Origin of the sequence: Brevundimonas sp. LjRoot202 (genome assembly GCF_964253355.1) — a bacterium.
In the GTDB taxonomy this organism is placed as follows: Bacteria; Pseudomonadota; Alphaproteobacteria; order Caulobacterales; family Caulobacteraceae; genus Brevundimonas.
Genome location: NZ_CAXUQW020000001.1, coordinates 456,189 through 469,776, shown reverse-complemented (window position 1 = coordinate 469,776; position 13,588 = coordinate 456,189). Strand labels below are relative to the sequence as shown.

Here is a 13,588-nt window from a genome sequence, read left to right as displayed (position 1 = left end):
CCATTAAAGAACGAGAGAAAAGACCATGGCCAAGCCTGATCTCAAAACCTACCGCGATCGGATGGACAGGGCGGTCACCGCGCTGAAGGAGGAGTTCTCCGGCCTGCGCACCGGCCGGGCCAACGCCGGCCTGCTGGAGCCGGTCCAGGTCGAGGCCTACGGTTCGATGTCGCCGCTTCACTCGGTCGCCGCGATCAGCGTGCCCGAGCCGCGCATGATCTCGGTCAGCGTCTGGGACAAGAGCATGGTCACGCCGGTCGAGAAGGCCATCCGCGCCGCCGGCCTGGGCCTCAACCCGATCGTCGACGGCCAGACGCTGCGCATCCCGGTCCCGCCGCTGACCGAGGAGCGCCGCAAGGATCTGGCCAAGCTGGCCGGGAAATACGCCGAGCAGCAGAAGATCGCCGTCCGCAACGTCCGCCGCGACGCCAACGACGATCTCAAGAAGGCCGAGAAGGCCTCGGAGATCAGCCAGGACGAGCAGAAGAAGATGGAAGCCGAGGTCCAGAAGGACACCGACGCCGCCATCAAGCGGATCGACGAGACCTTGAAGGCCAAGGAAGTTGAGATCATGCAGGTTTGACGGCGCGTTTTGCCGTAGGATACGCGCCGGTCATGCCCGTCGAACCCCCCGAGTCCCCGCCCGCGTCTGAAGGGCCCCGCCACGTCGCCCTGATCATGGACGGCAATGGGCGCTGGGCGCAGGCGCGCGGCCTGCCGCGGACCATCGGCCATCGCGAGGGCGTCCAGGCCCTGAAGCGCACGGTGCAGGCCGCGCCGGCCCTCGGCATCCGCTGCCTGACCGTGTTCGGCTTCTCGACCGAGAACTGGCGCCGGCCGGCCGAGGAAGTCTCCGATCTGATGGGACTGGTCCGCTCCTATGTCGCCAGCGACCTGAAGCGGCTGGAGCGCGAGGGCGTCCGGGTTCGCGTGCTGGGCAGCCGGGCCGGTCTGCCCGCCGACATCGTCTCCATCATCGAGCGGGCCGAGGAGACGACCGCCCACAACGACAAATTCCTGCTGCAGGTGGCCTTCAACTACGGCGGCCGCGCCGACATCGTCGAGGCGGCCCAGCGCCACGCCGACCGGGTGCTGGCGGGCCAGGCGACGGGTCCGCTGGACGAGGAGACGCTGGGGCAGGGGCTGTCGACCGCCGGCGGCCCGCCGGTCGACGTCATCGTCCGCACCTCCGGCGAGCAGCGGCTGTCCAACTTCCTGCTGTGGGAAGCCGCCTACGCCGAACTCGTCTTCCAGAACGTGCTGTGGCCGGATTACGGCCCGAAAGCGCTCGCCGACGTCGTCGAACAATACCGCAACCGTGACCGGCGCTTCGGGGGCTTGTCGGCCGCCCCGGCGCTCGCGGCCTGCTGATGGCGGTTCGGGCCGGGGACATAGGCCTCAGGGCCGCGTCGGCCGTGGTGCTGGCTCCGGCGGCGGTCATCGCCATCTGGGCCGGCGGCCTGTGGTTCCTCGCCCTGATGTTGCTGGCCTGCGCGCTGCTGGCGATCGAGTGGGCGATGATGAGCGCCGCCCCGGCCTGGCGGGTCATGGCGGGGGCCGTCGCCTTCGGCCTGTTCGCGGCGGTGATCTCGGCCCATGTCGAGCAGTTGTCGCTGGCCCTGGTGATGCTGGTCTTCTGCGCCGCCGCCGCCGGCCTGTTCGCGCGCAGCCGCGGCCAGGAGGCGCTGGATGCGGCCTATGGCGTCCTCTATCTCGGCTGGCCGGCGGTGCTGCTGATCTGGCTCCGCGACGGAACCGAAGCCAGCGGTCTGGCGTGGACCGTCTCGGCCTTCATTATCGCCTGGGCCTCGGACATCATGGCCTATCTGGTCGGCAGCCTGATCGGCGGCCGCAAGCTGTGGCCGCGCTTCTCGCCCAACAAGACCTGGTCCGGCTTCATCGGCGGACTGGCGGCCGGGACCGCGGCCGGCGTGCTGTTGGCGACCTTCCTCGACATGGGCATCGGACCGGTCTGGGGCGGGGTGCTGGGTCTCGGGGCGGCGCTGGCCACCATGGCCGGCGATCTCTGGGAATCGGCCCTGAAGCGGCGCTATGGCGTCAAGGACGCGGGCAAGCTCATCCCGGGCCACGGCGGCCTGCTGGACCGGGTCGACGGGCTGATGTTCGCCGTCGTCGTGGTGGCGTGCGGCCGGCTGCTGTTCGTGCTGTTCGGGGCGGGGTCATGATCCGGCGCCGCGTCACCGTCCTGGGCTCCACCGGATCGGTCGGCTCCTCGACGCTGGATCTGATGGACCAGGCCGAGGCGGCCGGGACCGGAGCGTTCGAGGTCGAGGCCCTGACCGGCGGCGCCAATATCGCGCGGCTAGCCGAACAGGCCCGGCGCTGGAAGCCGAAACTGGCGGTCACGGCCGATCCGGCCCGTCTCGACGAATTGCGGCAGGCGCTGGCCGGGACCGGGGTCGAGGCCGCGGCGGGGGAGGGCGCCGTGATCGAGGCCGCCGCCCGGCCCGTGGACTGGGTCATGGCCGCCATCGTCGGCGCGGCGGGCCTGCGCTCCGCCTGGGCGGCGGCGGACACCGGCGCGACCCTGGCGCTGGCCAACAAGGAGAGTCTGGTCTGCTGCGGTCCGGCCCTGCTCGAGCGCGTGCGCCGGGCCGGCGGCAGCGTGATCCCGGTCGATTCCGAGCATTCGGCCATCTTCCAGGTGTTCCCGCATCACGCCCCGCACCAGGTCCGGAAGCTGGTCCTGACCGCGTCCGGCGGACCGTTCCGGGGCATGCCGCGCGAGTCGCTGGCCGACATCACCCCTGAACAGGCGGTGGCCCACCCCAACTGGAGCATGGGCGCCAAGATCTCGGTCGACAGCGCCACCATGGCCAACAAGGGGCTGGAGGCGATCGAGGCGGCCTATCTGTTCGACATGCCGGCCGACCGCATCGACGTGGTGGTCCACCCCGAGTCGATCATTCACAGCCTCGTCGAATACGTCGACGGTTCGACCCTGGCGCAGTTGGGCCCGCCGGACATGAAGACGCCGATCGCCTGCGCCCTGGCTTGGCCGGAACGGATCGCCTGGCCGGCGCCCAGGCTGGACCTCCCGGCGTTGGGGCGGCTGACCTTCGAGGCGCCGGACGAGGCGCAGTTTCCCGCCCTCGGACTGGCCCGGCAGGCGCTCCGGGCGGGCGGTTCGGCGCCCATCGTGTTCAACGCGGCCAACGAGGTCGCGGCCCTGGCGTTTCTTGACCGCCGGCTGGGCTTTCTCAATATTGCCGCAGTCGTCGCCGACACCTTGTCGCGCGTAACGGCGTCGGGGGTGGATTCCGGTTCCCGCAACGCCTGCGATGCGGCTCTGGCCGTGGATGCGCAGGCGCGGCGAGAGGCGGAGTCGATCGTCCGGGGTCTGGCCGCGGCGGCCTGAACGGCGGAGGATATCATATCGGCATGACGGGCTTCCTGGGCCAGGCGCTGCTCTACACCGTGCCGTTCCTGCTGGTGCTGACGTTCATCGTCACCATCCATGAGCTGGGCCACTTCCTTGTCGCGCGCGCCTTCGGCGTGAAGATCGACCGGTTCTCGGTCGGCTTCGGCAAGACCATCTTCGGCCGGACCGACCGCCACGGCACGGAATGGCGGATGGCCTGGCTGCCGCTGGGCGGCTACGTCAAATTCTCGGGCGACCTCGACGCCTCCAGCGTGCCGGATCAGGCGGGGCTGGACGAACTGCGCCAGCGCGTCATCGCCGAGAACGGCCCCGGCGCCGAGCGCGACTATTTCCATTTCAAGCCGATCTGGCAGCGCGCCCTGATCGTGGCGGCCGGACCGGCGGCCAACTTCGTCCTGGCCATGGTGTTGTTCACCGTCCTGTTCAGCGTGATCGGCGAGCGGATCGTCGCGCCCCGGGTGGCCACCGTCAGCGAAGGCACGCCCGCGGCGGCCGCGGGCTTCCGCCCCGGCGACCTGATCGTGGCCGTCAACGGCCGGCCGGTCGAGGAGGGCGCCGAGGTCACTCGCCTCGTGATGATGAGCGCCGGCGATCCCCTGACCTTCAACGTCCAGCGGGCGGACGGGCCGGTGACCCTGACCGCGACCCCGGTGCGCCGCCTCGAGAACGACGAACTCGCCGGCCGCGTGCGTATCGCCCGCATCGGCCTTGGACTGGGCGCGCTCGTCAGCGCGGACTACCGGTTCCGCCGGCTGAACCCTGTCGAGGCTGCCGGCAAGGGCGTTGAAATGATTGGCGCCACCGTCGGCACGACGGCGACCTACATCGGCCGCATCTTCGTCGGCAAGGAATCGGGCGATCTGCTCAACGGCCCGATCGGCATCGCCAAGGCGGCGGGCGGCGTGACCCGTCTGGCGGTCGAGGCCAATCCCGATCCCGGTCTGATGGCCGCCAACCTGGCCCTGACCTTCCTCAGTTTCGCCGCCCTGGTGTCGATCGGCATCGGCATCGTGAACCTGTTGCCGATACCCGTTCTCGACGGCGGCCACCTTCTGTTCTACGGCTATGAAGCTGTGGCGCGCAGACCAGTCCCCGCGCATGTTCAGGAAGTCGGCTACCGCGTCGGTCTTGCTTTGCTGGCGGGATTGATGTTGTTCGCCACCTGGAACGACCTGCAGAAGCTGAGCCTGTTCAAATTCCTCGGCGGGCTCGCTTGATGAGCCGACGCCAGCCCCCGATGGTTTCCCGCATGATTCAACAAGACGCGTCCGCCCTTCGTTTCGCTCGTGGCCTGAGCCCGAGCCTGCTGGCCCTCGTGGTCGCCGCCGGTCTGACCGGACCGGCCCTGGCCCAGACGGCGCCAGCGGCCGAGCCGACCATCGTGATCCAGCCGCAGGAGGCGCCGCCTCCGGCCGAGGTGCAGCGCGTGCAGGTCAACCGCATCCTGGTGCGTGGCAACCAGCGCATCGACCAGACCACGATCCTGTCCTATCTGCCCATCCAGCCCGGCGACACGGTCGACCCGGCCGTTCTGGACGTGGCCGTCCGCACCCTCGACCGCACCCGCCTGTTCGCCGACATCCAGCTGGGCATCCAGCCGAACGGCGACCTGATCGTCGAGATCGTCGAGAATCCGATCATCAACCAGGTGGTGTTCGAGGGGAACGGCGCGATCAGCGAGGACAAGCTGCGCGAGGAGGTCACCTTGGCGCCCCGCGGCATCTACACTCGCGCCCGGGTCCAGGAGGATGTCGGCAAGATCGTCGAGCTGTATCGCCTGTCGGGCCGCATCTCGGCCACCGTCACGCCCAAGCTGGTCCAGCTCGACCAGAACCGCGTCGATGTCATCTTCGAGATCGACGAAGGCCCCGAGACGGGCGTCCGGGCGATCACCTTCCTCGGCAACACCGCCTTCTCGGACGGCGATCTGCAGGAGGTCATGGTCACCAAGCGATCGGAGTGGTGGCGCCTGTTCGGCTCGAACGACAACTACGACCCCAACCGCCTCGATTACGATCGCGAACAGCTGCGGAAATTCTACACCAACCGCGGCTACTATGATTTCCGGGTGCTCTCGGCCATCGCCGAACTGGCCCCCGACGACAGCGCCTTCGGCATCACCATCACCTTGGACGAGGGCGACCGCTACAACTTCGGCACGGTCAAGGTGGTCACCGAGAACGACCGCCTGAACCCGGACTTCCTCCAGCGCCTGCTGCCGGTCCGGTCGGGCCAGCTGTACGAGAGCGACAAGATCGAATCGGCCGTCGACGCCCTGACCTTCGCGGCGGGGTCGGCCGGCTACGCCTTCGTCGAGATCGATCCGACCTACCAGGCCAATCCCGAGACCGACACCGTCGACGTCACCTTCAACGTCCGCGAGGGCCAGCGCGTCTACGTCGACCGCATCAACGTCATCGGCAACACCCGCACCCTGGACAATGTCATCCGCCGCGAGATGATGCTGACCGAGGGCGACGCCTTCAACCGCACCCTGCTGGAGCGCTCGCGCAACAATCTGCGCAGCCTGGGCTTCTTCAAGGACGTGACGGTGGAGGAGGCCCGGGGGTCCGCGCCGGACCGTTCGGTCGTCAACGTCACGGTCACCGAGCAGCCGACCGGCGAACTGTCCGTCGGGGCCGGCTTCAGCTCCGTCGACTCCTTCGTCGTCAACCTGGGCATCACCGAGCGGAACTTCCGCGGCCGCGGCCAGAACGTCGTCGCCCGCGTCGAGTGGGGCTCGCTGCGCCAGCAGATCGACTTCCGCTTCACCGAGCCGAGATTCCTCGGCCGCGACCTGCGGGCCGGTTTCGACGCTTTCCACTCGCGCTACGACCTGAGCGAATATTCGTCGTACGACTACCGCTCGACGGGCGGCGGCGTGCGCCTGTCCTATCCGCTGAACGCCTACACCCTGCTCAGCACCCGCTACTTCCTGAAGTCCGACGAGATCATCGTCCCGTTTAACTTCTGCAACTCTGGCGGCACGGGTTCGAACGCGCTCTGCGACCAGGTCGGTTCTTTCCTGAACTCGTCGGCCGGATACACGTTGTTCGTCGATCGCAGGAACGATCCGGTTCGGCCGACCCGTGGCTGGACCGGACGTCTCATCCAGGACTTCGCCGGCCTCGGCGGCGATGTGAACTACGTGAAGACCGAAGCCGAAATCTCGGCCTATTGGGGCATCACGCCGAACTGGGTCGTCTCCACCTCGGCGTCGACCGGCTATGTGGCCGGCTGGGGCGGCGATCCGATCCGGATCAACGACCGCTTCTTCAAGGGCGGCAACAGCTTCCGCGGCTTCGAGACGGCGGGCATCGGTCCGCGCGACCTGAACACGACGGACGCCCTCGGCGGTAATTTCTACGTCGTCGGCACCATCGACCTCACCGTCCCGAACGGCTTGCCGGAGGAGTACGGCATCCGCACCTCGCTGTTCACCGACGTGGGCACCGTGGGGGCGCTGGATGAACGCTACACCGTCAATCCGGACGGCACGCCCAGTTCCCGTATCGTCGACGATCTGGAGCTGCGCGCCTCCGCGGGCCTCAGCATCCACTGGCGCTCGCCCATGGGGCCGATCCGCTTCGATCTCAGCAAAATTCTCGGCAAGGAAGACTACGACAAGACCGAGACCTTCCGCTTCTCGACTTCAACCCAGTTCTAACCGACGGGCCTTCGGCCCGCTCAAAGGCATCATGATGAAAACCCTCGCTTTCGGCGCCTTCGCCCTCGCCATGCTGGCCGGATCGGCCGCGGCCGCCCAGGACCAGAATTTCGGACCCGCCATTCCCGGCGTCTGCGTCTACCACCACGACCGCCTGCTGGCCCAATCGACCGCCGGCCAGTCCGTCCAGACGGGCATGCAGCGCCTGCAGCAGGAAGTGCAGACCGAGCTGGGCCCCTACGAACAGTACATCCAGACAGAAAGCCAGCGGCTGCAGCAGGGCCGCGGCACCATCCCGCAGGCCGAGTTCGCCACCGCCGAACAGGCGCTGGCGACCCGCTACCAGGAAGCCCGCAACCTGGCCCAGACCCGCGAAGGCGAACTGCGCTACACCCAGGCGATGCAGCTTCAGCAGATCTCCCAGGCGGCCGATCCGATCATCCTGGCGCTCTACACCGAGCGCGGCTGCGGCATCCTGATCTCGCGGGACACGGTCCTTCGGGTGAACCCCTCGATGGATCTCACCGAGGCGGCGATCCAGCGCGTCAACGCGGCCCTGCCGTCGCTGTCGTTCAGCCGCATGCCGGTCCCGGCCCAGCAACCGGCCCAGTAATATGGGCCGAGGCCCCGATGCGCGCTTCTTCGAGCAGCTGCCGGCCCTGACGGTCGGCGAGCTTGCGGGACGGATCGGGGGCGAACTTTCGCGTGGCGGGGACCGAAAGGTCTCCGCCGTCGCGCCTCTGGCGACCGCCGGCGCGGCCGACGTCGCCTTTCTCGGCGACCGCAAATTCCTTCCGGCGCTGGCCGGCACCGCCGCCGGCTGCGTCATCGTCCCGGCCTCCGCCGTCGAGGCGGCTCCCGCCGGCGCCGCCGTCATCGTCTCGAGTGAGAGCCAGGCCGCCTGGGCCCGCGCCTCGCTGCTGTTCCACCGTCCGGTTCCATTGGTCAGCGCCGCCGCCGCCGCTGACGTCATCGAGGACGACACGGTCGTGCTCGCGCCGGGCGTGGTGCTGGGGCAGGGCGCCCGCATCGGCCGCGGCACCCGCGTCGGCGCCAACACCGTCGTCGGTCCCGGCGTTCAGATCGGCCGGGACTGCGTCATAGGCTCGAATGTCAGTCTCGGCTTCGCTCTGATTGGCGACCGCGTCCGCCTGCTGTCGGGCGCGCGGATCGGCGAGCCGGGCTTCGGCGCCGCCGGATCGCGCTCGGGTCCCGTCGACGTGCCCCAGCTGGGCCGGGTCATCCTGCAGGACGGCGTCAGCGTCGGGGCGAACTCCTGCATCGACCGCGGGGCCTATGACGACACGGTCGTCGGCGAGAACACCAAGATCGATAACCTGGTCATGATCGGCCACAACTGCGTGATCGGCCGCAACTGCCTGATGGCGGCCAACACCGGCATTTCCGGCTCTGTCACCGTCGGAGACGGCGTCATTTTCGGCGGCAAGGCCGGCGTCGGCGACCACCTGGCCATCGGGGAGGGCGCGCGCGTGGCCGCGGGCGCCGGCGTGCTGCAGGACATCCCCGCGGGCGAAACATGGTCCGGTTATCCCGCCAAACCGCTTCGACAGTTCTTGCGTGAAACGATCTGGCTCGCCAAACAGGCGAGCGGAAAGGCACGCGCAGGGAAGGCCGGGAATGAGTGACCAAACGGGAGCCGGGGGGACGATCGACTACGCCGAGGTGATGCGGCGCCTGCCGCACCGCTATCCGTTCCTGCTCGTCGACAGGGCCGAGGACTTCGTGTCCGGGACCTCGATCACCGGCATCAAGAACGTCACCCACAACGAGCCCTATTTCCCCGGCCACTTCCCGATCGATCCGGTCATGCCGGGCGTGATGATCGTCGAGGCCATGGCCCAGACCGGCGCGCTGATGATGTCCAAGACCATGGACGTCGAGGTCGACGGCAAGATCATCATGTTCATGTCGATCGACGGCGTCCGCTTCCGCAAGCCGGCCCGGCCCGGCGACCAGCTGCGCATGAAGGTGGTGGTGACGAAGCAGCGCGGCGATATCTTCAAGTTCCGGGGCGAGACCTTCATCGACGGCAAATTGGCCGCCGAGGCCGACTTCGCCGCCATGGTGGTCACCGTCGATCAACCGGTCACGCCGTGAGCATTCATCCGACCGCCCTCGTCGACGCCGGGGCGCAGCTCGCGGACGGCGTCGAGATCGGCCCGTCGTGCGTTGTCGGCCCTGGCGTGGTCCTGCACGAGGACGTGCGGCTGGTCAGCCATGTGGTGGTCCAGCAGGATACGACCGTCGGCGCCCGCACCGTCATCCATCCCTTCTCGGTGATCGGCGGCGATCCGCAGCATGGCGGCTACAAGGGCGAATCGGTCCGGCTGGAGATCGGCGAGGACTGCCTGATCCGCGAGCATTCCACCTTCAACCGCGGCACGCCGCAGGGTGGGGGCGTGACCCGCGTCGGCTCCCACAATCTGTTCATGACGGGCGCCCACGTCGGCCATGACGCCGTGGTGGGAAACAATGTCACCTTCGCCAACCAGGCCACCCTGGGCGGGCATGCCCGGATCGGCGACCGGGTCTTCCTGGGCGGGCTTTGCGCGGTGCACCAGTTCGGACGGGTCGGGCAGGGGGCCATCGTCGGCGGGCTGGCGGCGGTGACCCGCGACGTGATTCCCTATGGCTCGGCCTGGGGCAATCACGCGCGACTGCACGGACTCAATCTGGTCGGGCTGAAGCGCAAGGGATACGGGAAAGACGCCATCCGTCGGATGCTCGCGGCCTATCGCGACCTGTTCGAGGGGCAAGGGACCTTCGCCGGCCGCGTCGACGCCGTGGCGACCGACTACGCGGACCTCCCCGAAATCATGGAGATCGTCGCGTTCATCCGTGAGGACGGCAAACGTCCGCTGTGCCTGCCCGGCGAATGAGCAAACTGGGCCTGATCGCGGGCGGAGGGGCCCTGCCGCTGTCCGTCGCCGCCCGTTGCGAGGCCGAAGGGCGGCCGGTGTTCGTGGTCCGGCTGGCGGGTTTCGCCGACCCGCATCTGGCCCGCTACCCGGGCGTGGACGCGGGCATGGCCGAAATCGGCCGGGTGCTCTCGGCGCTGAAGAAGGCGGGCTGCGACGCCGTCTGCTTCGCCGGCACGGTCAGCCGCCCGGACTTCAAGAGCCTGAAACCCGACTTCAGGGGCGCCACCCTGCTGCCCGGCATCGTCGCGGCGGCGACCAAGGGTGACGACGCCCTGCTGCGCAAGATTCTCTCGGTGTTCGAGGCCGAGGGCTACGCCATCCAGGGCGCCGACGACATCCTCGGCGGCGAGACACTGCCCGCGGGCGCGCTCGGCGCGATCACGCCGACGCCGGAACAGCTGCAGGACCTGAAGAAAGCCCTTCACGTCGCGGAAAAAGCCGGAGAACTTGACATCGGTCAGGGCGCGGTCGTCTGCGATGGCCTGGTGCTGGCGGTCGAGGCCCAGGAGGGCACCGACGCCATGCTGGCCCGGGTCGCCGGCCTGCCCGCCGACCTGCGCGGCTCGGCGGCCGGTCGCAAAGGCGCGCTCGGCAAGGCGCCCAAGCCGATCCAGGACCTGCGGGTCGACATGCCGGTGATGGGCTCCCGGACCATCGAACTCGCCGCCGCCGCCGGACTGGCCGGGGTCGGTGGCGTGGCGGGGCAGCTGATCCTCATTGACCACCCGGCCATCGTCGAGGCCGCCGACAGGCTGGGCCTGTTCGTCTGGGGAGAGTCCCGGTGAGCCGCGCCCTGAAGGTCATGCTGGTCGCCGCCGAGGCCTCGGGCGACGCGCTCGGGGCGGGGCTGGCGCGCGCGCTCAAGGCCCGGCTAGGCAAGGACGTGGTCTTCGTCGGCGTTGGCGGTCCGAAGATGGCCGAGGAGGGCGTGGCCAGCCCGTTCGACATCGCCGACCTGTCGGTCCTCGGCTGGCTCGAGGGCCTCAAGGCCTATGGCGTGGTCAAGCGGCGGGTGGCGGACACCGTGGCGCTGGCTCGCGCCGAACGGCCCGACGTCGTGGTCCTGATCGACAGTTGGGGCTTCACCATCCGGGTCGCCAAGGCGCTTCGCGCCGAACTGCCGGGCGTGCCGCTGATCAAGTATGTGGGCCCCCAGGTCTGGGCGTCGCGGCCGGGTCGGGCGAAGACGCTCGCCGCCTCCGTCGACCACCTGCTGGCCCTCTACGCTTTCGACGCGCCCTGGTTCGAGAAGGAGGGCTTGCCCACGACGGTCGTGGGCTCGCAGGCCCTGCACGTCGACATGAGCGGGGCGGATGCCGCCGCCTTCCGGGCCTCGCGCGGCATCGCCCCGGAGACACCGCTGCTGCTGGTGCTGCCGGGCAGCCGTCCCTCCGAAATCCGGCTGATGACTCCGGTCTACGAGGCCGCCGCGGCCCGCCTGAAACGCCACGACCCGTCGCTGGAGATCGCCGTCGTCGCCGCCGGCACGGTCGCCGACGACGTCACCGCCCGGGTGGCCGCCTGGCCCTTCCGCGCGCACATGGTTCCGGAGTCGGAGAAGTACGCCGCCATGAAGGCCGCCACCGTGGCCCTGGCGACCAGCGGCACGGTTTCCACCGAACTCACGCTGGCCGGCGCACCCATGGTCATCGCCTACCGCTTCCAGCCGCTCAGCTACGCGATCATGAAGCCATTCTTCACCGGCAAGTACGCGACCCTGTTCAACCACGCCGCCGGCGAGGAGATCGCGCCCGAACTGATCCAGGCGGACGCCACGCCCGTCAGGCTGGCCGACGCCGTGGGCCATCTGCTCGCCGATCCCGGGGCCCGGGCCGAGCAGGCGGCGCGCCAGACGGCGGCGTTGGACCTGATGGGGCGGGAGGGGCGCGATCCGTCCGAGATCGCCGCAGACGCCGTACTGCGGACCATCGTCGAGCGACGGAACGGGGCGGCGATCCCGGGCTGAACGCCGGGCTCCGCCTTGTCATCGGGGGTCGAGTCGCTAGGCTCGGTCGATGACCCAACAACCCATAGAGACCATCGCCGTCATCGGCGGCGGCACGGCGGGCTGGATGGCCGCCGCGGCGCTGGCCCGAAAACTCCGCGATACGGTCCGGATCACCCTCGTGGAGTCGGCCGAGATCGGCACGGTGGGCGTGGGCGAGGCGACGATTCCTCCCATCGTCGACTTCAACAACTTTCTCGGCCTCGACGAGGACGCCTTCGTCCGCGCGACGCAGGCCAGCTTCAAGCTCGGCATCGAGCTGCGCGACTGGGGCGCGCTGGGGGACCGCTATCTGCACCCGTTCGGCCGCTATGGCCTCGATTTCGACGACACGCCGTTTCACCAGCACTGGCTGCGTCAGCGGACCCTCGGCGACCCCGGGCCGCTGGACCAGTACTGCCTGCCGGCGGTCGCGGCGCGGGCCGGGAAATTTTTCCGGCCGGTGAAGGATCCCCGGAACATCCTGTCGATGCTGGCCCATGCCTTCCACTTCGACGCCGCGCTCTACGCCGCCTTCCTGCGCGCCTATGCGGAGGAGCGGGGCGTGGTCCGGCGCGAAGGCCGGATCATCGAGGTCGTGCAGCGCCCGCTTGACGGCTTCATCGAAGGCGTGCGCCTGGAATCGGGGGAGGTCATCGAGGCGGAGCTGTTCATCGACTGCACCGGCTTCCGCGGACTGCTGATCGAACAGACGCTGGAGGCGGGGTTCGAGGACTGGACCCACTGGCTGCCCTGCGACCGGGCCGTAGCCGTCGCCAGCGAGAATGTCGGCGAGCCCGAGCCCTACACCCGCTCGACGGCGCGCACCGCCGGATGGCAGTGGCGCATCCCCCTGCAGCACCGCACCGGCAACGGCTATGTCCACTGCAGCCAGTTCATCAGCGAGGACGAAGCCACCGCCGATCTCCTGGCGGCCCTGGACGGCGACGCCGTGGCGGAGCCCAGGACCCTGCGGTTCACGACCGGCCGCCGCCGCCGGTCGTGGATCAAGAACTGCGTCGCCCTCGGCCTGGCTTCCGGTTTTCTCGAGCCGCTGGAGTCGACCAGCATCCACATGATCCAGAGCGGGCTCTTCCGGCTCCTGGCGCTGTTCCCCGACCGCGCCTTCGATCCAGCCCTGACCGACGAATACAATCGCCGGACCGCGACCGAGTACGCCCGGCTGCGCGACTTCGTGATCCTGCACTACCACGCCACCACGCGGTCCGATTCGCCGCTCTGGGATCACGTGCGGACCATGGAGGTTCCCGAGACCCTGCAGCGCAAACTGGCCCTGTTCAGGGGGCAGGGCCGCTTCCTGCGCGAGGACGAGGAGCTCTTTTCGGAAACCAGCTGGGTCGCGGTCATGCTCGGGCAGGGCGTCGAGCCGCGCGGCTTCGATCCGGTGGCGGCGGCGCACGATCCCGGCGCCATCCGCCGGCGCATGGAGCGATTCCGGGACGTGGTGGCCCACGCCGCGGCCGAGATGCCGACCCACCAGGCCTTCATCGACCGCTACTGCAAGGCGCCGCCGGTCTGATCAACCGACGCCGGGGCGGAACCCCGGCGCCGTCATCGATGGTGTCGCGCTC

Annotated in this window: 13 protein-coding genes; all 13 read left to right on the top strand. The window is 69.3% G+C overall.

Going from position 1 to position 13,588, the window contains the following annotated elements; translation table 11 throughout:
* Positions 1-25: 25 nt before the first annotated feature.
* From frr to ACSQ1L_RS02560, 13 genes are read left to right on the top strand one after another with little or no spacing between them, the layout of a single operon-like run.
* Positions 26-583 carry a ribosome recycling factor gene (gene frr, locus ACSQ1L_RS02620; protein ID WP_435991655.1) on the top strand — a complete coding sequence of 186 codons (558 nt, stop codon included), beginning with the start codon at positions 26-28 and terminating at the stop codon, positions 581-583.
* 32 nt (positions 584-615) lie between these two features.
* Positions 616-1,371, top strand: a complete 756-nt coding sequence (gene uppS, locus ACSQ1L_RS02615) for a polyprenyl diphosphate synthase (protein ID WP_435991653.1) — start codon at positions 616-618, stop codon at positions 1,369-1,371.
* The gene (locus ACSQ1L_RS02610) at positions 1,371-2,186 is read left to right on the top strand and encodes a phosphatidate cytidylyltransferase (protein ID WP_435991651.1); all 816 of its coding nucleotides are present in this window, start codon (positions 1,371-1,373) and stop codon (positions 2,184-2,186) included. Before uppS ends, ACSQ1L_RS02610 begins: the two co-directional genes overlap by 1 nt.
* Positions 2,183-3,379 carry a 1-deoxy-D-xylulose-5-phosphate reductoisomerase gene (gene dxr / locus ACSQ1L_RS02605; RefSeq protein ID WP_435991649.1) on the top strand — a complete coding sequence of 399 codons (1,197 nt, stop codon included), beginning with the start codon at positions 2,183-2,185 and terminating at the stop codon, positions 3,377-3,379. Before ACSQ1L_RS02610 ends, dxr begins: the two co-directional genes overlap by 4 nt.
* 23 nt (positions 3,380-3,402) lie before the next feature.
* Positions 3,403-4,620, top strand: a complete 1,218-nt coding sequence (locus tag ACSQ1L_RS02600; RefSeq protein ID WP_435991647.1) for a M50 family metallopeptidase — start codon at positions 3,403-3,405, stop codon at positions 4,618-4,620.
* Positions 4,621-4,652: 32 nt separating this feature from the next.
* Positions 4,653-7,070, top strand: coding sequence for an outer membrane protein assembly factor BamA (gene bamA, locus ACSQ1L_RS02595; protein ID WP_435991646.1), 2,418 nt, complete (start codon positions 4,653-4,655; stop codon positions 7,068-7,070).
* Positions 7,071-7,104: 34 nt separating this feature from the next.
* Positions 7,105-7,683: an OmpH family outer membrane protein gene (locus ACSQ1L_RS02590; RefSeq protein ID WP_435991644.1), complete on the top strand. Its 579-nt coding sequence runs from the start codon at positions 7,105-7,107 to the stop codon at positions 7,681-7,683.
* 1 nt (position 7,684) lies between these two features.
* A complete protein-coding gene (gene lpxD, locus ACSQ1L_RS02585; protein WP_435991642.1) occupies positions 7,685-8,716 on the top strand; it encodes a UDP-3-O-(3-hydroxymyristoyl)glucosamine N-acyltransferase in 1,032 nt (343 codons plus the stop codon).
* The gene (gene fabZ, locus ACSQ1L_RS02580) at positions 8,709-9,188 is read left to right on the top strand and encodes a 3-hydroxyacyl-ACP dehydratase FabZ (protein WP_435991640.1); all 480 of its coding nucleotides are present in this window, start codon (positions 8,709-8,711) and stop codon (positions 9,186-9,188) included. Before lpxD ends, fabZ begins: the two co-directional genes overlap by 8 nt.
* Positions 9,185-9,970, top strand: coding sequence for an acyl-ACP--UDP-N-acetylglucosamine O-acyltransferase (gene lpxA, locus ACSQ1L_RS02575; protein ID WP_435991638.1), 786 nt, complete (start codon positions 9,185-9,187; stop codon positions 9,968-9,970). The genes fabZ and lpxA overlap by 4 nt, the downstream gene beginning before the upstream one ends.
* Entirely contained in the window at positions 9,967-10,797 is an 831-nt protein-coding gene (lpxI, locus tag ACSQ1L_RS02570; protein WP_435991635.1) for a UDP-2,3-diacylglucosamine diphosphatase, read from the top strand. The genes lpxA and lpxI overlap by 4 nt, the downstream gene beginning before the upstream one ends.
* Positions 10,794-11,978 (top strand): lipid-A-disaccharide synthase, encoded by a 1,185-nt coding sequence (gene lpxB, locus ACSQ1L_RS02565; RefSeq protein WP_435991633.1) that lies wholly within the window; start codon positions 10,794-10,796, stop codon positions 11,976-11,978. Before lpxI ends, lpxB begins: the two co-directional genes overlap by 4 nt.
* A 49-nt stretch (positions 11,979-12,027) precedes the next feature.
* Positions 12,028-13,536: a tryptophan halogenase family protein gene (locus tag ACSQ1L_RS02560; RefSeq protein ID WP_435991631.1), complete on the top strand. Its 1,509-nt coding sequence runs from the start codon at positions 12,028-12,030 to the stop codon at positions 13,534-13,536.
* The last annotated feature ends 52 nt before the right edge of the window (positions 13,537-13,588 follow it).

What these genes read in the sequence shown, in the direction of transcription:
- ACSQ1L_RS02560 (WP_435991631.1), top strand. Translation starts at nt 12,028, where the DNA reads ATGACCCAACAACCCATAGAGACCATCGCCGTCATCGGCGGCGGCACG.
- lpxI (WP_435991635.1), top strand. Translation starts at nt 9,967, where the DNA reads ATGAGCAAACTGGGCCTGATCGCGGGCGGAGGGGCCCTGCCGCTGTCC.
- ACSQ1L_RS02610 (WP_435991651.1), top strand. Translation starts at nt 1,371, where the DNA reads ATGGCGGTTCGGGCCGGGGACATAGGCCTCAGGGCCGCGTCGGCCGTG.
- ACSQ1L_RS02600 (WP_435991647.1), top strand. Translation starts at nt 3,403, where the DNA reads ATGACGGGCTTCCTGGGCCAGGCGCTGCTCTACACCGTGCCGTTCCTG.
- uppS (WP_435991653.1), top strand. Translation starts at nt 616, where the DNA reads ATGCCCGTCGAACCCCCCGAGTCCCCGCCCGCGTCTGAAGGGCCCCGC.
- bamA (WP_435991646.1), top strand. Translation starts at nt 4,653, where the DNA reads ATGATTCAACAAGACGCGTCCGCCCTTCGTTTCGCTCGTGGCCTGAGC.
- fabZ (WP_435991640.1), top strand. Translation starts at nt 8,709, where the DNA reads ATGAGTGACCAAACGGGAGCCGGGGGGACGATCGACTACGCCGAGGTG.
- frr (WP_435991655.1), top strand. Translation starts at nt 26, where the DNA reads ATGGCCAAGCCTGATCTCAAAACCTACCGCGATCGGATGGACAGGGCG.
- ACSQ1L_RS02590 (WP_435991644.1), top strand. Translation starts at nt 7,105, where the DNA reads ATGAAAACCCTCGCTTTCGGCGCCTTCGCCCTCGCCATGCTGGCCGGA.
- dxr (WP_435991649.1), top strand. Translation starts at nt 2,183, where the DNA reads ATGATCCGGCGCCGCGTCACCGTCCTGGGCTCCACCGGATCGGTCGGC.
- lpxD (WP_435991642.1), top strand. Translation starts at nt 7,685, where the DNA reads ATGGGCCGAGGCCCCGATGCGCGCTTCTTCGAGCAGCTGCCGGCCCTG.